This is a genomic window from Pseudomonas sp. Teo4, assembly GCF_034387475.1.
Classification (GTDB): Bacteria; Pseudomonadota; Gammaproteobacteria; order Pseudomonadales; family Pseudomonadaceae; genus Aquipseudomonas.
This window is the reverse complement of record NZ_JAXCIL010000001.1, coordinates 3,197,797-3,217,620: the sequence shown is the minus strand read 5'-3', so window position 1 is coordinate 3,217,620 and position 19,824 is coordinate 3,197,797. Positions and strand designations below refer to the sequence as shown.

Below are 19,824 nucleotides of genomic sequence, written 5' to 3'. Positions count from 1 at the left end.
GTGAACCCAGCCCCCCTAGTCAGCCTCGTCATCCCCGCCTGCAACCCCGATTACTTCCGTGCAGCCCTGGTCAGTGCCCTGGCCCAGGACTACGACAACCTCGAAGTCATCGTCTGCGATGACAGCCGTGGGTCGCAGATCGAGGCGGTGGTCGAGGAGCTGCGCAGTCTTGCGCGCCACCCGCTGATTTATGTGCGCAACCTGCAGCCGCTGGGTTTTGTCGGGAACCTGCAGCTTGGGCTTGAGCAAAGCCAAGGCGACTACATCAAGTTCCTCTGCGATGATGACCGCTTGATGGCCGACTGCGTGTCCAGCCAGGTGCGCCTGTTCCAGGCCCATGGCGATGTCAGCCTGGTCACGGCCAGACGCCATCTGGTGGATGGCGAAGATCACATTCTGCCGCAGCGTTTGGAGACCAGCCCGGTTACCTATGGCGACACGCTGTTCAATGGCGACGACCTGCTGGACTTCTTCGAGACTCGCCAGCTCAACTTCATCGGCGGGCTGAGCAGCGTGCTGCTGCGCGCCAGCGACCTGCGCGAATTGCTGCCGGCGCTGGCACCGGGTTTCGTGGCCATGCTCGATTTCGTGTTGTTCGTGTGCCTGCTGCGTCGTGGGCACTTGGGCGTGACTGCCGGGGTGCATTGTGTCGAGCGGGTTCATCCCGGCCAACTGCGTCGCCAGGACGAGGTGAAGGCTGCGGCCGTCAACGAAGCGCAGCATCTGCGTGACATGTTCGCGGCTCGCACTGCCGAACGTGAACCGTTCTCCGGCTGGGTGCGGGTGCAGATTCTTCAGGGTGATGAACGCGACACCCAGCGCACCTGGGAGAACCTGTTCCTGGTCCATACCCTGCGCTGCCTGCAGGCGATCCAGGAGTCTCACGTCGGCAGCGACAGTGACAGTTTTTCCGAGCTTTACGGCAAATGGCTGGCCTGCCGCCAGGACCCATTGGTGCTGGCGCGGTTGATGCGCCTGAGCGAACACTGGCCAACGCGTCCGCGCATCGTGCCGGTGGTGATCGATCGTATGGGCGATGCACAGGCCTTGCAAGTGACCTTGGACAGCATTGCCCGCCAGGCCTATGGCGCAGACGCGACCTTGGTGCTGTCCAGTGCGCCGAAGGCTGTCGGCCTTGATGCCCGTGTGATCAGCCAGCCATTGCAGGCTGACTGGGCCGAGCAACTGAACGCGGTGGTCGAGCAACTGGACGGGGTGGATTGGATCTACCTGTTGCGCGCCGGCGACCGGCTCAATGCCTTCAGCCTGATGCTGCTGGCTGAGCGCGTAGTGTCGCGCCCGCAGATCGCCTGCTGCTATGGCGATGAGGGCGGCCTGCGCGACGGAGAGTCGGTTGAGCCGGTGTTCAAGCCCGACTTCAACCTCGACCTGATGCGCGGTTACCCTTACACCGGTCGCATGTTGGCCTACTCCCGCGAGGCCATCCAGGCGTTGGGCGGGTTTGCCGCCGGCTATCGCGAACTGGCGCCCCATGACCTGCTCTGGCGTCTGGTGGAAAGCCGTGGCCCGCAAACCATCGAACACATTCCGGAAGTCCTGGCTGAGAGCGCGTTCAGCTATGCCGCCTGGTTGTCCTCGGTGGAGGTGATCGAGGAAAACCCACAGGTACTGGATGCGCACCTCAAACGCCTGGGCATGGCCTATCGGCTGCAGAACAGCGGTGGGGCGATCAACCAGGTCCGCTACCTGCATGCCACGCAGCCACTGGTGAGCCTGGTGATCAGTGCCCAGGACCAGTTGCCGGCGCTTGAGCGCTGCCTGGAAAGCGTGCTGGAGAAAACCGCTTACAGCCACTACGAAGTACTGATCGTCGATAACGCCAGCCAAGGTGCCGAGACCCATGCCTGGCTGGCTGCCCTGCAACAACTGGGCGGCGACAAGTTGCGGGTGCTGACGCTGGGTGAAGAGGCCAGCTTCGCCGCTGTGCAGAACCTGGCTGCGCAGCATGCCCGGGGTGAATACCTGCTGATGTTGAGCCCGTTCGCCGTGGTCACCGAAGCGGACTGGCTCGATGCACTGCTGAGCCATGGTCAGCGCCGTGAAGTCGGCGCGGTTGGCGCCAAGCTGTGCAACGCCCACGGTCTGGTTGCCCATGCTGGCGGGGTGCTGGGCCTGCGTGGTGCGGTGGGTTCGCCGTTCGTGGGTGAGCCGATGGAGGCGGGCGGTTACATGCAGCGCTTGCAAGTGGCGCAGAATTATTCGGTGGTCGGCGCCGATTGCCTGTTGGTGCGCAAGCAGCTCTTCCTTGAGTTGGGTGGGCTCAACGACAGCGTCTTCGACCTGGCCTTCAGCGATGTCGACCTCGGCCTGCGCCTGGGTGAGGCTGGTTATCTGGTCGTGTGGGCGCCGGATGCCCGGCTGGTGTTGGACCCGCCGCCACCGGTAGCGATCGACCCACAACGCGAAGCCGAACGCCAGGTGCGCCTGGCGGAGCAGCATGATGCGTTCTTCCGGGCCTGGATGCCGGTGGTCGCACGTGATCCGGCCTACAACATCAACCTGTCCCTGAACGGTTCCAGCTTCTGCCTGGACCCGGGTCTTAAGGCAGCCTGGACGCCATTTGTCAGTCGCCCGTTGCCCCATGTGCTGGCCTTGCCGATGAACAAGACGGCGGTCGGGCATTACCGGGTGATTCAGCCGCTGGTGGAGCTGGAGAAGGCCGGTTGGGTAACCCAGCAGCAGTATTTCGAGATTCCGACCAGCGTCGAGTTGGAGCGTTGCTCCCCTGATGTGGCGATCTTGCAGGGGCGTTATACCGAAGGTTTCGTGAAGGAGATCGAACGGCTCAAGACGTTCTCCAAGGGCTTCTGCATCTACGAGCTGGACGACTACGTGATAAACGTGCCGAAGAAGAACGGCCACCTCAAACATACGCCGAAGGACCTGGAAAAATCACTGCGCCGAGGTATCGAGCGCTGTGACCGGCTGGTGGTTTCGACCCAGGCCCTGGCGGATGCATTGCACGACACTCACAGCGATATCCGGGTGATGCCGAACATGCTGGCCGAGCAACTGTGGACCAGCTTGCGCAGCCAGCGCCGCACGTCGCGCAAGCCGCGGGTGGGTTGGGGTGGTGGCACCAGCCATACCGGCGACCTGGAAGTGATCGCCGAGGTGGTCAAAACCCTGGCGAACGAGGTCGAATGGGTGTTCTTCGGCATGTGCCCGCCGGCGTTGCGGCCTTACGTCAGCGAGTTCCATCCACCGGTGTCGCTGGAGCTGTACCCGGCCAAGCTCGCCAGCCTGAACCTGGATCTGGCCCTGGCGCCGCTGGAGTTTCACATCTTCAACGACTGCAAGAGCAACCTGCGCTTGCTGGAGTACGGGGCCTGCGGCTACCCGGTGATCGTCACCGACACGCGTGCCTACGAAGGCTACCTGCCGTGCACGCGGATCAAGACCAACAGCACGGCCGAGTGGCTGGAGGCGATTCGCATGCACCTGGCCGACCCGGACGAAAGTTTCCGTCAGGGTGACCGCTTGAAGCAGGAAGTGCTGCGTGACTATGTGCTGCGTGAAGAGCATGTGCAGCATTGGTACAGCGGCTGGATGCCGAGCTGACCGATCCCCACCGTGAGTGGCGGGTGCCTTGGCACTTGCCGCTCGCTCACAGGCCTTGATGAAAAACACCATCTGGCGCGTTTCCTGCAAGCCCCCCGTCATATCGCCATAAATCGTGCAGCCACACGACCCATGGCCGGTGACGAACAAGAGGGGACTACATGAAGGCGGTAATTCTGGCGGGTGGACTGGGCACGCGTATCAGCGAAGAGTCCCACCTCAAGCCCAAACCCATGATCGAAATCGGTGGAAAGCCAATTCTCTGGCACATCATGAAGCAGTACTCGGCCCACGGCATCCACGATTTCGTGATCTGCCTGGGCTACAAGGGGTACGCGATCAAGGATTTCTTCGCCAACTATTTCCTGCACACCTCGGACGTCACCTTCGACATGCGCGCCAATCGCATGGACGTGCACCAGAACTACAGCGAGCCATGGCGCGTCACCTTGGTCGATACCGGTGAGGAGACCATGACCGGTGGCCGCCTGCGCCGTGCGGCGCGCTACCTGGAGGGTGAAGATGCCTTCTGCTTCACCTACGGTGACGGCGTCTCGGACCTGAACATCGGCGCCCTGGTCGATTTCCACTTGGCCCACGGCAAGCTTGCCACCGTCACTGCGGTACAGCCCCCAGGTCGCTACGGTGCGCTGGCACGCGACGGCGACCGGGTCTGTGGTTTCGTCGAGAAGCCACGCGGCGACGGCGGCTGGATCAACGGGGGCTTCTTCGTGCTCTCGCCCAAGGTGCTCGGCTACATCGACGACGACCAGACCTCCTGGGAGTCCGAGCCGCTTGCGCGCCTGGCTGCCGAGTCGCAGCTGCACGCCTTCCAGCATGATGGCTTCTGGCATCCGATGGACACGCTGCGCGACAAGAACCACCTGGAAAACCTCTGGCAAAGCGGGGAGGCCCCATGGAAACAGTGGGCCTGAACCCGGCGTTCTGGCAGGGCAAGCGTGTCCTGCTGACCGGCCACACCGGTTTCAAGGGCAGCTGGCTGGCGCTCTGGCTGCGTGAGCTGGGGGCGCAGGTCACAGGCTTCGCCCTGGACCCAGGTACCGAGCCAAGTTTGTTCGCGCTGGCCCAGGTCGGCAACGGCATCAGCGACGTGCGCGGCGATCTGCGTGACCTGGGGGCGCTGCTGGAGGTGGTGGCCGAAGTTCAGCCTGAGATCGTCCTGCACCTGGCGGCGCAGCCGCTGGTGCGAGAGGCCTATCGTGACCCATTGGGCACCTATTCCAGCAATGTCATGGGCACCCTCAACCTGCTTGAGGCCGTGCGCCAGGTCGGCGGCGTGAGTGCCTGCGTGCTGGTGACCACCGACAAGGTCTATGCCAACCAGGAGTGGCCTTGGCCGTACCGCGAAAACGAAGCCCTTGGCGGGCACGACCCCTATAGCAGTAGCAAGGCCTGCTGCGAGCTGCTGGCGCAGTCCTATGCCGCTTCGTTCTTCCCGGCGGCCAAGTACGCCGAACACGGCTTGGCCCTGGCGACCGCGCGCGCCGGCAACGTGCTGGGCGGTGGCGACTTCGCCGCCGATCGCCTGGTCCCCGACGTGCTCAAGGCCTGGTCGGCTGGTGAGCCGGTGACCCTGCGCTATCCGCAAGCCGTGCGCCCCTGGCAGCACGCCCTGGAACCGCTGGCCGGTTACCTGCTGTTGGCCGAGCGCTTGTACCAGGAAGGCCCGGCCTATGCCGGTGCCTGGAACTTCGGCCCGGGCGAACAAGACATGTGCAGCGTCGGCGAAGTGGTCAATTACCTCGCCCGGCAATGGCCTGCTGCGCCGGGTCTGCAAGTCGAGCCAAGCGAGCTGCACGAAGCCGGCCTGCTGCGCCTGGACAGCTCCCGCGCCCGTCAGGTGCTGGGTTGGCGCACGCGCTGGTCGCTGCACGAGTGCCTCAGGCACACCCTGGACTGGCACCTTGCCTGGCAACGCGGCGACAACATGCGTGCCTTCACCCTCGACCAGTTGAACCTGTACGCGGAGCTGTCGTGACTGATCTGTTGTTGCAAGTCTTGCCCCTCGACGGCCTGTTCAGCGTCCAGCACAAGCGCCACGGCGACGCCCGAGGCCAGTTCGCCAGGCTGTTCTGCGAAGCCAGCCTGAGCGAGTTGGGCGCGCCGTTCCATGTGCGTCAGATCAACCACTCGCATACGCTCGGCCAGGGCAGCGTGCGTGGCTTGCACTACCAGCTTGGTGATATCCCGGAGGCCAAGCTGATCACCTGCCTGCGCGGCGAAGTGTGGGACGTGGCCGTGGACCTGCGCCAAGGTTCGCCCACCTTCCTGCACTGGCACGCCGAGCACCTGCGTGAAGGTGACGGTCGCAGCCTGCTGATTCCGGCCGGCTTTGCCCATGGTTTTCAGGTGCTGAGCGAGGACGCCCAGCTGCTTTACCTGCACAGCGCCGACTATGCGCCAGGCCGCGAAGGCGGGCTGTCGGTGCACGATCCGAAACTGGCCATCGCCTGGCCGCTGGCTGTCAAGAATCTGTCAGCCCGGGATGCCGAGCATCCCTGGTTGACCCCATCGTTCACCGGAGTGTGTCCATGAACTGCCGTGGCTGTGGTACCTGCCTGAGCCTGCCCCTGATCGACCTTGGCACCGCGCCGCCGTCCAACGCTTACCTGCGTGCCGAGCAACTGGCCGCCGCCGAGGCCTGGGTGCCGCTGAAGGTTGCGGTATGCGAGCAGTGCTGGCTGGTGCAGACCGAGGATTACACCCGCGCCGATGCGCTGTTCGATGCCGACTATGCCTATTTCAGCTCCTATTCGAGCTCCTGGTTGGCCCATGCCCGTGACTACGTGGGGCAGATGGTCGAGCGCTTCGGCCTGAGCGCGCAAAGCCGGGTGGTGGAGATCGCCGCCAACGATGGTTATCTGCTGCAGTACGTGGCCGAGCGCGGCATTCCCTGCCTGGGCGTGGAACCCACCCGCAGCACCGCACAGGCGGCACGTGCCAAAGGGCTGGAGATCCGTGAGGTGTTCTTCGGCGAGCAGGCTGCCCGCGAGCTGGTGGACGAGGGCTGGTCGGCCGACCTGATGGCGGCCAACAACGTGCTGGCCCACGTGCCGGACATCAACGACTTCCTACGCGGCTTCGCCACCTTGCTCAAGGCCGATGGCGTGGCCACCTTCGAGTTCCCGCACCTGCTCTGCCTGATGGCCGAGCATCAGTTCGACACCCTGTACCACGAGCATTATTCCTACCTGTCGCTGACCGCCGTGAATACCCTCTGCGCACGCAACGGCCTGGAGGTATTCGACGTCAGCGAACTGTCGACCCATGGCGGCTCGCTGCGGGTGTTCGTCCAGCGAGCCGGTGGCCCGCAGTTGCGCCAGGCCAGCGTCGATGACCTGCTCGGCATCGAGGCGCGGGTGGGGGTGAGCACGGCTGAGTTCTACAGCACCCTGGCGCCGGCGGCCGAACGCATCAAGCACCAGTTGCTGCGCTTCCTGCTGCAGGCCAAGGCCGAAGGCAAGCGCGTAGTTGGCTATGGCGCGGCGGCCAAGGGCAACACATTGTTCAACTACGCCGGGGTCAAGCCTGACCTGTTGGCCTGGGTGGCCGACGCCAACCCGCACAAGCAGGGCAAGTTCCTGCCGGGCAGCCGTATACCGGTGGTCGCCCCTGAGCGCTTGGCCATCGAGCAGCCCGACTACGTGCTGGTGTTGCCCTGGAACCTGCTCAAGGAGGTCAGCGAGCAACAGGCGCAGATCCGTGAGTGGGGCGGGCAGTTCGTCATTGCCGTTCCGGAGTTGACGGTCCTGTGACTGCCTTGAAAGTGCTGGTCACCGGAGCCACCGGTTTTGTCGGCCGGCATCTGGTCGGCGCGCTGCTGGCACGGGGGCACCAGGTGCGTGCGGTGGCGCGGCGGCTGGAGCCTGCCCAGGCGATGCCGTGGTTCGACCAGGTCGAGTTCGTTCGCGCCGATATCCATGACCCACAGCTGTCTATCGACACGCTGTGCGACGGTGTCGATGCACTGGTGCACCTGGCCTGGCCCGGGTTGCCGAACTACCAGGGGCTGTTCCACTTCGAACACAACCTGATGGCCGACTATGGCTTCATCCAGCGAGTGGTTCAAAGCGGGGTTACCCGGGTTCAGGTCACCGGTACCTGTTTCGAGTATGGCCTGCGCAATGGCGCGCTGGACGAATCGTTGACGTGCCAGCCGGCCAACCCCTACGGGCTGGCCAAGCACAGCCTGCGGCTATTCCTGGAAAGCCTGGCCCGCCAGCATCCGTTCGCCTTGCAATGGGTGCGGCTGTTCTACCTGTACGGTGAAGGCCAGAACCCCAACAGTTTGCTGGCGGCGCTGGACCGGGCTATCGATGACGGCCAGCCGCGCTTCGATATGTCGGGTGGCGAACAACTGCGTGATTTCCTACCCATCGAAACCGCCGTCGGCTACTTGGCCGACCTGCTCGGCCAGGGTGAATTCAGCGGTGTGGTCAACTGCTGCAGCGGTCAGCCGATATCGGTACGCAAGCTGGTCGAAACCCATATCGCCAGCCGCGGCGCGCGCATCGCGCTGAACTTGGGGCATTACCCTTATCCAGCCCACGAACCCATGGCGTTCTGGGGCGACGCCCGCCGGCTGCGGGCCCAGCTGGGAGCTTGTGATGAAGCATGAGTTATACCGCGCCACTGGCCTGCCGGTGCTGCAGAACCGCACGTTCGCCGATGCCGAGTCGGCGCGCGCCTCGGCCAGTGCCGAGATGCGCCTCGTGCAGGATAGCCGCACCGGCCTGGTCTACAACGACGCCTTCAGCGCAGACAAGCTCAGCTACGACAGCGACTACCAGAACGAGCAGGCCCACTCGGTGCGTTTCCAACGCCACCTGGATGATGTCGAGGGCGTGATCGCCCGCTACTTCAAAGGCCAGAGCCTGATCGAAGTCGGTTGTGGCAAGGGCTGGTTCCTGGAGTTGCTGCGCGAACGCGGCTATGCCGTCACCGGCATCGACCCGGCTTACGAAGGCGATAATCCGGATGTGGTCAAGGCCCCGTTCACCCGTGAGCTGAACCGCTCGGCCGATGCCATCGTGCTGCGCCATGTACTCGAACATATCGAAGACCCGGTGGCCTTTTTGATCGCGATTGCCGAGGCCAACGGTGGGGCAGGGCAGATCTACATCGAAGTGCCGTGCCTGGACTGGATCATCGAGCACAAGGCCTGGTTCGACCTGTTCTACGAGCACGTCAACTACTTCCGCCTGGCTGACCTGCGCCGCCTGTTCGGCACGGTCGCCGAGGCTGGCCATCTGTTCGACGGCCAGTACCTGTACATCGTGGCTGACCTTGCCAGCCTGCGTACCGATATTGAGCCTACGCCACAGCTGACACTTCCTGCCGACTTCAGTGCCAGCCTGGAGCGCGCCGTGCGCATCGTGCAGCGTGATGGCCAGAGCGGTTCGGCGATCTGGGGCGCCTCGTCCAAGGGCGTGATCTATTCGCTGTTCCTGCAGCGCGCCGGTGCGCCGGTGGACCGGGTGATCGACATCAACCCGGCCAAGCAAGGCCGCTACCTGCCCCTGAGCGGCGCCCGGGTGTCCTCGCCACAGGAGGCGCTCGCGGCCCTGCCGGAGGGCGCGCAGCTGTTCGTGATGAATTCCAACTACCTCGAAGAAATCCGCCGCATGACCGACGACCGCTTCGTCTATCACGCCGTCGACAGCGCCGATTTCACTGACCTGCCAACCGAGTGAAGCACAATGACTGACACGCCTATCCAAGCCTTCGAAGCCGAATGCAAAGCGCAAATTGCCGCCCAGGGTGAAGACAAAGAGCTGCAAAAACTCTCCCGCGACTTCTTCAACAAGTCGGCCGAGCACAAGTACACCTACCACTTCTCGTGGATGGGCCGGCCGATCATCCAGTTGCCCCAGGACATGATGGCGATGCAGGAGATCGTCTGGCAGGTCAAACCGGACCTGATCATCGAGTGCGGCATCGCCCACGGTGGTTCGATCCTCTACTACGCCTCCCTGCTGGAGCTGCAGGGCCATGGCGAAGTGCTGGGCATCGACATCGACATCCGCCCGCACAACCGCGAAGCCATCGAGGCGCACCCGATGAGCAAGCGCGTACGCATGATCGAAGGCTCGAGCATCGACGCCGGCATCGCCGAGCAGGTCAAGGCCATTGCCGAAGGCAAGAAGGTCATCCTCGTGCTCGACTCCAACCACACGCACGAGCATGTGCTCAAGGAGCTCGAGCTGTACGCACCGCTGGTGGCCGTGGGCAGCTACTGCGTGGTGATGGACACCGTGGTCGAGGACATGCCGGCCGACTTCTTCCCGGATCGTCCGTGGGGCCATGGCGACAACCCGAAAACCGCGGTCTGGGAATACCTCAAGAGCAACGACAGCTTCGAGATCGACTATCAGCTGCAGAACAAGTTGCTGGTCACCGTGGCACCGGATGGCTACCTGCGCCGAGTTCGCTGAGACATTCAACAGAGTTCGATTTCTTAGGCGGCAACGCCAATGGTGGTGAAGACTATGCAAGGCAATTTCGCAGCAGACCAGGCAGCCACGCTGCGCGAGCGGTTCACGCTGGTATTGATGACGCACAACCGTCCGGCGTTCCTGCGCCGGACGTTGCAGTACTACAGCAGCTACCCGTGCTCGATCCTCGTGCTCGACTCTTCCACTGAGTCTGCCGCGGCAATCGCTGCGCAGTTCCCCGGGGTCGAGTACCTGCACCTGTCGCAGTTCTCGTACATGGGGTTCCAGGCCAAGCTGACCTATGGCGTGAACCTGGTGCGTACGCCGTACATGGCCTTCGCCGCCGACGATGACTTCCTGTTGCACGACGGCCTGAACCAGGCGCTGGACTTCCTCGACGCCAATCCAGACTACGGCATGTGCCACGGTTACAGCATGATGTACCTGGCCGAAGCCACCCGTGTCAGCTACTACCGTCGGGACAAGAAGGTTGGCGAGGACTATGGCCATCTGCGCGCCGAACAGCGCGTGATGGACTATATGGGCGAGTTCATCCCACCGTTCTTCGCTGTCACCCGTACCGCACTGCTGCGCCGCTGGTTCGAATTGCTGCCCGAGGGCACCAGCTTCGAATGGCAGGAGATTGGCCATGTGTACTTCCTGTTGGCCAATGCCAAGGCACGGATCCTGCCGATTCCGTACGCCGTACGCGAGGCCAACTACGGCAGCTCCGAACACAAGACTGAGGTGATCCACGCGCTCAGCTTCACGGATGCCAAGTCGGTGGCCGGTCGCGAAGCGTTCGCCGACTTCCTCGCCGGCCTGCCGACGGCCATCGAAGGGCTGGGGCGGGATGCGTTGCGCCAGCACGCCCTGAACAGTTTTGCGGCTATGGCCCAGAGCCTGTTCCAGCGCAAGGCGCTCACCTTGGAGTTAGTGTGGACCTCGAACTGGGTCGGTCCATCGAAACCGCCAGTGCGCGCCTTCCAACCGTCGCAATACGTGGAAATGCCGTTTTATAACCAGGCGTTCTTCGATCGATTGACCGAGCTGGAGTTCCTGATTCACGCCATGCCGGCAGGGCGTTTGCAGTTGGAGCAGCTTGAAGGTGTGTTGCTGCGTCAGGAGTTGATGCTCCAGGTGCATGGCGACGACACCCCGGCTACCCTCAAGGAACGTCTGTGGAAGGCAGTGGAATACAACGGCTTCAACCGTAATGCGGTGCAGCAACTGGCCACACAATTGCGCGACGTTGGTGAGGCGGAAGATGCCGAGGCGTTGTCGGTCTGGCTGACGCGCCTGCTACAGGTATCGAAACAGTCTGGTCGCGAGCTGCTTGGCAACATGCGCTCGGGGCGCCTGCTCGATTGGCTGGAAGCGCGCAAGCCCGACGCTGCGGCCCTTGCGGCAATCGACGAGCACCTGGCGCTGCATCAGGGTGGTCCGCAATTCGGCATCCTGTTGCTGGATTTGGACAACGATGTGGCCAAGCTGCAGGACACCTTCGACAGCTTGCTGGGTGGCTTGAGCAAGGCGTTCCGGATCATGGTGTTCACCACAGGCGAGCCGCCGATGGCCACCTCGCTGCAGAACACCCTGCATTTCATCAAGGTCACCCGTGAAGACTACGTCGAGCGGATCAATCAGATTGCCCGGCAGACGTCCTGCGAATGGCTGCTGCTTGCCGAGGCTGGTGATCGCTTCACCGCCACCGGTTTGTTGCGTGCCAGCCTCGAGTTGCTCAATGCGCCTGGTTGCCGAGCGGTCGCGGTGGACGAGATCCAGCAACAGGCCAATGGCGCCTGGCGTGAACTGCTGCGTCCAGGGGTCAACCTGGACCTGCTGCAGAGCAACCCGGTGCTGATGGCGCGTCATTGGCTGCTACGCCGCGAGGCGTTGGTGGAGGCCGGTGGCTTTGACAGCCAGTACAGCAATGCCCTGGAGTTCGATCTGCTGCTTAGGCTGATCGAGCAGGGTGGGCTCAATGGTCTGGCCCATCTCGACGAGCCACTGCTGATCACTCCGACGCCGCAAGCCGGTGACAGCGAGCATGCGCGTCAGACCCTGACCCGGCATCTGTCGACCCGCGGCTACAAGGCCCAGGTCAGCGCCCCGACGGCTGGAACGCTGCGTATCGACTACCGCCACATCGAGCGGCCGCTGGTGAGCATCGTGCTGCAGAGCCAGGACAACCTCGCCGACCTCAAGCGTTGCCTGGAGAGCGTTCTGCAGCGCACCCGCTACCTGCGTTACGAGGTGCTGATCGCCGACAACGCCAGCCAGTCGCCAGCGTTGCTGGAGTGGCTGGCACAGCAGCAACAGGGGGCTGGCAAGGTGCGTGTGCTGCAAAGTGCCGAGCGTCTGAGCCCGGCGGCCCTGTGCAACGCGGCCAGTGCCGAGGCCAAGGGCGAGTACCTGGTGTTGCTGGCGGCGGATGCCGAAGTGGTCAATGCCAACTGGATCGAGGCCCTGTTGAACCAGGCGCAGCGTCCGGAGGTCGGCGTGGTTGGTGGCAAGCTGCTGAATACCGACGGCAAGCTTGCCCAGGCCGGCCTGCTGCCGGGTGTTGAAGGCCAGGTTGAACCAGCCTTCGCCGGTGAGGCCGCAGATGCCGTGGGCTACTTGAATCGCCTGGTAGTCGAGCAGAACTGCCTGGCGGTCTCGGCGAGCTGCCTGATGGTCCGTAGTGAAGTGTTCCGAGCCTTGGAAGGCCTGGACGAAATGACTTTCGCTCATGCCCATGGTGATGTCGATCTGTGCCTGAAAGCCGCCGCCGCCGGGCTGTTGACGGTGTGGACACCGCAGGTGCAGGTGATTCATCCCGGCGCTGTCGCCAAGGACGAAGCTGCACTGGCGGCCTTGCGCGCCAAATGGTCGGCGCAGTGGCAGGGCGCCGCCCAAGGGGTGGACCTGGCCCCCGGCAAGGCGGCGCTGGACTGGGCTGGCCTTATCGGCTGAGCCGGTGCCCCTTGGGGCTGGCCTGCATCTTGCTTCGAGCTGGATCAAAGGGGGCGCGAGTCAGAAATATGTACGCTGTGCGCCCGGCCTGACACTGCAACCGGGCGCCATCGTCAGCTGACGGCGCCGACCCTAGGATCCAGGTATGTTCGACGACAAGTCCATTTTCATTTCCGGGGGAACCGGGTCGTTCGGGCGCCGCTTCATCGAGCGGCTGCTTGAGCGCTACCGGCCGCGGCGCGTCGTGGTGTTCTCCCGTGACGAACTGAAGCAGTACGAGATGCAGCAGCGCTTCAATGCGCCGTGCATGCGCTACTTCCTGGGCGATGTGCGTGATGCCGAGCGTGTGCGCCAGGCCATGCGTGGCATCGACTATGTCGTCCATGCTGCTGCGCTCAAGCATGTACCCGCTGCCGAGTACAACCCCACCGAGTGCATCCGCACCAACGTCAATGGTGCCGAGAACATCATTGCCGCGGCGATCGAGAACGGTGTGCAGAAGGTCGTTGCGCTGTCCACCGACAAGGCCGCCAGCCCGATCAATCTGTATGGTGCGACCAAGCTGCTGTCCGACAAGCTGTTCGTGGCCGCCAACAACTTTGCCGGGCAGCAGGACACCCGTTTTGCTGTGGTTCGCTATGGCAACGTTGCAGGTTCGCGGGGCTCGGTCGTGCCGTTCTTCAAGCGCCTGATCGAAGAGGGCGCCCGTGAGCTGCCGATCACCGACCCACGCATGACGCGTTTCTGGATCACCCTCGACCATGGCGTGCAGTTTGTGCTCGACAGCTTTGCCCGCATGCACGGCGGTGAAGTGTTCGTGCCCAAGATCCCGTCCATCCGCATCGTCGACCTGGCCAGTGGCATGGCCGGTCACTTGCCGCAGAACGTGGTCGGCATCCGTCCGGGAGAGAAACTGCACGAGTTGATGATCCCGCTGGACGATGCGCGGATGACTCTGGAGTTTGGCGATCATTTCACCATCGTTCCATCGATCCGCTTCAACCATACCGATGTCGATTTCGCGGTCGACCGCGTCGGTGAAACCGGCCGCTGGGTGGCTGAAGATTTCGAGTACCGTTCCGATACCAACCCCGCCTTCCTCACCGTGGACCAGCTGACGGACCTGCATGCGGGATTGCCAGCATGATTCCCTACGGTTGGCAGAACATCGACCAGGCTGACATCGCCGCGGTCGTCGAAGTGCTGCAGTCCGACTGGCTAACCCAGGGGCCGATGATCGAGCGCTTCGAGCAGGCCATCGCCCAGCGCTGTGGTGCGCAATACGGGGTGGCGGTGTGCAACGCCACCGCCGGGCTGCACCTGGCTTGCCTCGCCGCCGGCCTGGGGGAAGGAGACTGGCTGTGGACCAGTCCCATCAGTTTCGTCGCGTCGGCCAACTGCGGGCGCTACTGCGGGGCCGGCGTCGACTTCGTCGACATCGATGCGCATACCTGGACGATCGATGCCGAAGCGCTTGCAGTGAAACTGGAGCAGGCTGCCCGAGACGGGCGCCTGCCCAAGGTGGTCGTTGCCGTGGCGTTCGCCGGGCAGAGCGCCGACATGCGTTCGATTGCGGCGCTGGCCCGGCAGTACGGCTTCACGCTGATCGAGGATGCAGCCCACGCGGTCGGCGCGCACTATGCAGGCGCTCCGGTCGGCTGTGGCGAATTCGCCGACATGACGGTGTTCAGCTTCCACCCGGTGAAGATCATCACTACCGCCGAAGGCGGCATGGTCCTTACCAATCGTGCAGACCTGGAGCAACGCTTGCGCTTGCTGCGCAGTCACGGGATCACCCGAGACGCCGGCCAGATGACCGATGAGAGCCATGGCGCCTGGTACTACCAGCAACTTGAGCTGGGGTTCAATTACCGCATCACCGACCTGCAAGCTGCCCTGGGCCTTTCTCAGTTGACGCGACTGGATGCGTTCCTCGAACGTCGCCGCGAGTTGGCGGCTCGTTATCAGCGCCTGCTGGCGCACCTGCCCGTCAGTGTCCAGGCGCCTCAGAAGGACGCCGAGTCCGCCTGGCACCTGTTCGTGGTGCGCCTGCAGCGCGATCGTATACCGCGCTCTCACCGCGAGGTGTTCGATGGGATGCGCGCTGCGGGAGTCGGGGTCAACCTGCATTACATCCCCATTCACCTGCAGCCCTATTACCGCGACCTGGGTTTCAACCAAGGGGACTTCCCACAGGCCGAAAGCTACTATGCAGAGGCCTTGAGCCTGCCGATGTACCCAGACCTGACCGATGCCCAGCAGGATCATGTGGTCGAAAGTCTGCGTCGTTTGCTGGAACTGTCGGTAGGCGGCGCAGATGACTGAGCAGCTGAAAGGCAACGTCGCGATCATACCGGCCCGCGGTGGTAGCAAGCGGATCCCGCGCAAGAACCTCAAGAGCTTCGCCGGTCTGCCGATCATTGCCCACTCGATCCGCACCGCGATCGCCAGTGGCCTGTTCGAGCAGGTGGTGGTCAGCACCGACGATCCGGAAATCGAAGCGATAGCACTGGAGTATGGCGCCCAGGTACCGTTTCGTCGGCCGGCGCACCTGGCCGACGACCACACGACCACCCATGCCGTGGTTAGCCATGCGCTGCAGACCCTGGCTGGCCAGGGCCATGTCCTGACCCATGCCTGTTGCCTGTATGCCACTGCGCCATTCGTGCAGCAGCGCTACTTGCAAGAGGGATTGGCGTTGTTGCAGCAACACCCAGAGCGGTCGTTCGCCTTTTCGGTCAGCAGTTTCGGCTTCCCCGTCCAGCGGGCGTTGACGCTGGACGCCCAGGGGGCGCTGGAACCCCTGTATCCGCAATTCCGTGAAACCCGCTCCCAGGACCTGGAGCCGGCCTATCAGGACGCCGGCCAGTTCTACTGGGGTCGGGTCCAGGCCTGGTTGGAAAACGAGGTGCTGTATTCCGAACGCAGCCTGCCGGTGATCATCCCCCGGCATCTGGTTCAGGACATCGATACCGAGGACGACTGGTTGCGTGCGCAGTACCTGTATGCCGCGCTGAAGGCTGGCGGGGAGCTGGATTCATGAAGGTGCTGGTGCGGGCTGACGCCTCCTCATCCATCGGCGTCGGTCACGCAGCGCGTTGCCTGGCGTTGGCTCACGCCCTGCGTGAGCTGGGGGCGCAAGTCAGCTTTGCCTGTTGCCTGCTTGACGGTCATCGTCGCGTCGCCATCGAGCAAGAGGGCTTCGAGGTCTTTGCTTGGCCGCAACCCCAGGAAGCGCCAGGTATCGAACGCTGGTCGGCGGATATCGCCGCGCTGCGTGAGGTGCTGCCGGCGCACGCTGAGTTCGACTGGGTGATCGTCGACCACTACGCCCTGGATGCCCGCTGGGAACAGGCGGCCCGGGCGTTTGCCCAGCGCGTCGCGGTCATCGATGACCTGGGTGACCGTGCCCATGCGGCCGACTTGCTGCTGGATCAGAATTTCATTGCCAACGAGGCGCTCTACGCGCCGCTGCTGACGCCAGCATGCCGGCGCTTGCTTGGGCCACGCTACGCGCTGGTCCGCCCAGCGTTCCAGGCGGCTGCGATTTCGCTTGCGCAACAGGCACGCAGAGTGCTGGTCAGTTTCGGCGGCTTCGATGTGGCTGGCATGTTGCCCAGAACCCTACGCGCGCTGTCGGAGCTGGAGGGTGTGCAGGTGACCTGCATCGCCGGCCTCAGGCACCCGCAACGCGAGTTGCTAGGCCAGCTATGCGATGCGCAGGCGGGCTGGGAACTGCATGACTATGTCGACGACTTGCCGGCGCGAATGGCTGCTGCGGACCTGTTCATCGGTGCCGGTGGCGGCACTACCTGGGAGCGCGCCGCGCTGGGCTTGCCGAGCCTGTGTGTGAGTGTGGCTGAGAACCAGCGGGCCAATGCTGAGGCCATGGCGCGGGCAGGCATGCACCTGTACCTGGGCGAGGCTGGGCAGGTCGAGGTGGCGACGCTGCGCCAGGCGATTGCCTTGCTGCTCGACAACCAGGCCCTGCGCCAGTGTTTCGCCGAACGCAGTCGTGCGCTGGTCGACGGTCGGGGGGCGCAACGGGTAGCGGTCGCCTTGCTGGGGGAGGGGCTTGCATTACGCCTGGCCCGTATCGAGGATGCGCGGTTGTTGTTCGACGGGCGCAATGCACCCGAGGTGCGGCGTCGCTCACAGCAAGCGCAGGCGCTGGACTGGCCGGCTCACCAAGCCTGGCTGGCAGCGACACTGGCCGATCCGCAGCGCCTGCTGCTGATCGCTGAAGCGACCGACGGGCCGGTGGGCAGCGTGCGTTACGACCGCTTGCCCGGGCAGCGTGCGCGAGTGTCGTTGTACCTCTTCAGTGGGCGTTTCGGCCTGGGTTGGGGCAGGGCGCTGCTTGCCCGTGGTGAAGCCTTCGTTCGTGAGCGGTGGCCGGACCTGCGGGCGATCGAGGCCCAGGTGTTGCCCGACAACCAGGCGTCATTGCAATTATTCGCGGGTGCCGGCTTCGTTCAGTCGCCGTGCTCGTTCGAGCGGGTTTTCGAGGAGTAGCCCATGAACAGTTTCAACATCGGGCATCGCCGTGTCGGCCCGGACCAGCCTCCGCTGGTGATCGCGGAAATGAGCGGCAATCACAACCAGTCGTTGGCGCGCGCCCTGGAAATCGTCGAGGCGGCGGCTGCTGCTGGTGCCCATGCGCTCAAGCTGCAGACCTACACCGCCGACACCATGACCCTGGACCTGGCCCATGGCGAGTTCTTCATCGCGGACCCGAACAGCCTCTGGGATGGATCATCGCTCTATGCGCTGTACGAAAAGGCGCATACCCCCTGGGAGTGGCACCGACCGATCTTCGAGCGCGCCCGTGAACTGGGCATGCTGGTCTTCTCTACGCCGTTCGACGAAACCTCGGTGGATTTTCTGGAAAGCCTGGAGGTACCGGCCTACAAGATCGCCAGCTTCGAGAACACCGACTTGCCGCTGATTCGCAAGGTGGCGGCCACTGGCAAGCCGATGATCATCTCCACCGGCATGGCCAGTCTCGCGGAGCTTGAACGCACCGTGCACGTGGCGCGGGAGGCGGGTTGCCGTGACCTGGTGCTGCTCAAATGCACCAGCACCTACCCAGCCAGCCCGCAAAACAGCAACGTGCTGACCATCCCGCACATGCAAGAGCTGTTCGGTTGCCAGGTCGGGCTGTCGGATCACTCGATGGGTGTCGGTGTGGCGGTGGCGGCGGTGGCCCTGGGGGCTACGATGGTGGAGAAGCATTTCACCCTCGACCGTGCCGACGGCGGCGTGGATGCTGCGTTCTCCCTGGAACCTCGGGAAATGGCCGCGCTGGTGCTGGAGACCGAACGTGCCTGGCAGTCGCTGGGGCGGGTGCACTATGGCGCGACCCCGGCCGAAGAGGCTTCGCGGCGTTTTCGTCGCTCGCTGTATGTTGTGCGCGACATGGCTGTCGGCGAAGTTTTCGATCGGACCAATGTGCGCGCCATTCGCCCGGGCCTGGGGCTGGCTCCGGGCCATCTCGACGCGGTGCTCGGGCGCAAGGCCCGGCACCCGCTCAAGCGCGGTACGGCGCTGGACTGGCCGCTGATCGACTGATCGCAGGCGCCAGGTTTGCCTAAAGTTGCACGTTCGCAAGCTCATTGCCGAGGTGACGAGGCTGGGCAAAATATGCGATTGTCACGAAATATTCGTGACCTATCGGTCAGAGCGGGCATCTCCCTCTGTAACCGTTAATGGGGCTGGCAGGTTTTTACCGTCTGCCAGCCTCGCCTGCCGCCCAATCGACCGGGTGGTGGATCCCGTTTTTCAGGCGTCGCCCCAGCCATCCGGGCGGCGGTATTGAGCTGTTTTTTATTGGGAAGCCATGATGATCGGCATTAAAAGCATCGCGAGCTATGTGCCCGCTGCCGGCCTGGACAACTATGTGCAAGGCGCGAAATTCGGCAAGGACGAAGAGTTCATGTTCGGCAAGATCGGCGCGAGCTTCCTGCCACGCAAGGATGACGAGCAAGAAACTTCCGACCTGTGTGTCGAAGCGGTCAACAACCTGTTCGCCGCCAACCCTGACCTCAAGCGCGAATCCATTGACGCGCTGATCGTCGTCACCCAGAACGGTGACGAGGAAGGCCTGCCTCACACTGCGGCCATCGTTCAGCACAAGCTCGGCCTGCCGACCCATGTCGCGGCTTTCGACATTTCCCTGGGCTGCTCTGGCTATGTCTACGGTATCTATGCGCTCAAGGGCTTCATGGAAGCCGCGGGCCTGAAGAACGGCTTGCTGGTAACTGCTGACCCGTACTCCAAGATCGTCAACCCGGAAGACCGCAACACCACCATGCTGTTCGGTGACGCCGCCACCGCTACCTGGATGGGCGAGGGTGCCACCTGGCAACTGGGCAAGGCGAAGTTCGGTACCGATGGTGGCGGCGCGCCACACCTGAAGGTCACCGATGGCGAGTTCTACATGAACGGTCGTCAGGTCTTCAACTTCGCCCTGATCAAGGTGCCGGCGCACCTGCATGAACTGCTGGGCGAGTCAGGGCTGCAGAACAGCGATATCGATGCCTTCTGCATCCACCAGGGCAGCGCGGCGATCGTCGATGCCGTGGCGCGACGCTTCGAAGAAGACCCGGAAAAATCCCAGGTCGACAAGTTCGTCAAGGACATGCTGGAGACCGGTAATACCGTGTCTTCGAGCGTTCCGCTGCTGCTGCAGAAGCACATGTTCGACAGCGCCTGGAAGCGGGTGGCCATCAGCGGCTTCGGTGTCGGCCTGTCGTGGGGTTCGGCGATTCTCTACAAGGCTGAATAAGCGCTGCCATTAGGGTAATCTTCAGCGTTTCGCAGGCAAGGG

15 protein-coding genes are annotated in these 19,824 nt (G+C 63.6%); all 15 read left to right on the top strand.

Annotated features, from left to right (window positions below):
• The 15 genes from PspTeo4_RS14395 (at nucleotide 1) to PspTeo4_RS14325 (ending at nucleotide 19,782) form a co-directional block, all read left to right on the top strand.
• Nucleotides 1-3,582, top strand: coding sequence for a glycosyltransferase (locus PspTeo4_RS14395; protein ID WP_322364481.1), 3,582 nt, complete (start codon nucleotides 1-3; stop codon nucleotides 3,580-3,582).
• A gap of 161 nt (nucleotides 3,583-3,743) precedes the next feature.
• Entirely contained in the window at nucleotides 3,744-4,517 is a 774-nt protein-coding gene (gene rfbF / locus PspTeo4_RS14390; RefSeq protein ID WP_322364480.1) for a glucose-1-phosphate cytidylyltransferase, read from the top strand.
• On the top strand, nucleotides 4,499-5,581 hold the full coding sequence (gene rfbG / locus PspTeo4_RS14385) for a CDP-glucose 4,6-dehydratase (protein ID WP_322364479.1): 1,083 nt from the start codon (nucleotides 4,499-4,501) through the stop codon (nucleotides 5,579-5,581). The genes rfbF and rfbG overlap by 19 nt, the downstream gene beginning before the upstream one ends.
• Nucleotides 5,578-6,138, top strand: coding sequence for a dTDP-4-dehydrorhamnose 3,5-epimerase (locus tag PspTeo4_RS14380; protein ID WP_322364478.1), 561 nt, complete (start codon nucleotides 5,578-5,580; stop codon nucleotides 6,136-6,138). The genes rfbG and PspTeo4_RS14380 overlap by 4 nt, the downstream gene beginning before the upstream one ends.
• Nucleotides 6,135-7,358: a class I SAM-dependent methyltransferase gene (locus tag PspTeo4_RS14375; protein ID WP_322364477.1), complete on the top strand. Its 1,224-nt coding sequence runs from the start codon at nucleotides 6,135-6,137 to the stop codon at nucleotides 7,356-7,358. Before PspTeo4_RS14380 ends, PspTeo4_RS14375 begins: the two co-directional genes overlap by 4 nt.
• Before the next feature lie 5 nt (nucleotides 7,359-7,363).
• A complete protein-coding gene (locus tag PspTeo4_RS14370; RefSeq protein ID WP_322364867.1) occupies nucleotides 7,364-8,221 on the top strand; it encodes an NAD(P)-dependent oxidoreductase in 858 nt (285 codons plus the stop codon).
• Complete coding sequence (locus PspTeo4_RS14365) at nucleotides 8,211-9,296, top strand: class I SAM-dependent methyltransferase (RefSeq protein WP_322364475.1); 1,086 nt, start codon at nucleotides 8,211-8,213, stop codon at nucleotides 9,294-9,296. Before PspTeo4_RS14370 ends, PspTeo4_RS14365 begins: the two co-directional genes overlap by 11 nt.
• 6 nt (nucleotides 9,297-9,302) lie before the next feature.
• On the top strand, nucleotides 9,303-10,037 hold the full coding sequence (locus PspTeo4_RS14360; RefSeq protein WP_322364473.1) for a cephalosporin hydroxylase family protein: 735 nt from the start codon (nucleotides 9,303-9,305) through the stop codon (nucleotides 10,035-10,037).
• Between the two features lie 54 nt (nucleotides 10,038-10,091).
• Complete coding sequence (locus PspTeo4_RS14355; RefSeq protein ID WP_322364472.1) at nucleotides 10,092-12,995, top strand: TIGR00180 family glycosyltransferase; 2,904 nt, start codon at nucleotides 10,092-10,094, stop codon at nucleotides 12,993-12,995.
• Between the two features lie 145 nt (nucleotides 12,996-13,140).
• Complete coding sequence (gene pseB, locus PspTeo4_RS14350; protein ID WP_322364471.1) at nucleotides 13,141-14,142, top strand: UDP-N-acetylglucosamine 4,6-dehydratase (inverting); 1,002 nt, start codon at nucleotides 13,141-13,143, stop codon at nucleotides 14,140-14,142.
• Nucleotides 14,139-15,320: a UDP-4-amino-4,6-dideoxy-N-acetyl-beta-L-altrosamine transaminase gene (gene pseC / locus PspTeo4_RS14345; protein ID WP_322364469.1), complete on the top strand. Its 1,182-nt coding sequence runs from the start codon at nucleotides 14,139-14,141 to the stop codon at nucleotides 15,318-15,320. Before pseB ends, pseC begins: the two co-directional genes overlap by 4 nt.
• Nucleotides 15,313-16,038, top strand: a complete 726-nt coding sequence (gene pseF, locus PspTeo4_RS14340) for a pseudaminic acid cytidylyltransferase (RefSeq protein WP_322364468.1) — start codon at nucleotides 15,313-15,315, stop codon at nucleotides 16,036-16,038. The genes pseC and pseF overlap by 8 nt, the downstream gene beginning before the upstream one ends.
• Entirely contained in the window at nucleotides 16,035-17,510 is a 1,476-nt protein-coding gene (gene pseG, locus PspTeo4_RS14335; RefSeq protein ID WP_322364467.1) for a UDP-2,4-diacetamido-2,4,6-trideoxy-beta-L-altropyranose hydrolase, read from the top strand. The genes pseF and pseG overlap by 4 nt, the downstream gene beginning before the upstream one ends.
• Before the next feature lie 3 nt (nucleotides 17,511-17,513).
• A complete protein-coding gene (gene pseI / locus PspTeo4_RS14330) occupies nucleotides 17,514-18,566 on the top strand; it encodes a pseudaminic acid synthase (protein WP_322364466.1) in 1,053 nt (350 codons plus the stop codon).
• A 271-nt stretch (nucleotides 18,567-18,837) separates the two neighbouring features.
• Nucleotides 18,838-19,782, top strand: coding sequence for a ketoacyl-ACP synthase III (locus tag PspTeo4_RS14325; RefSeq protein ID WP_322364465.1), 945 nt, complete (start codon nucleotides 18,838-18,840; stop codon nucleotides 19,780-19,782).
• Nucleotides 19,783-19,824: the final 42 nt, after the last annotated feature.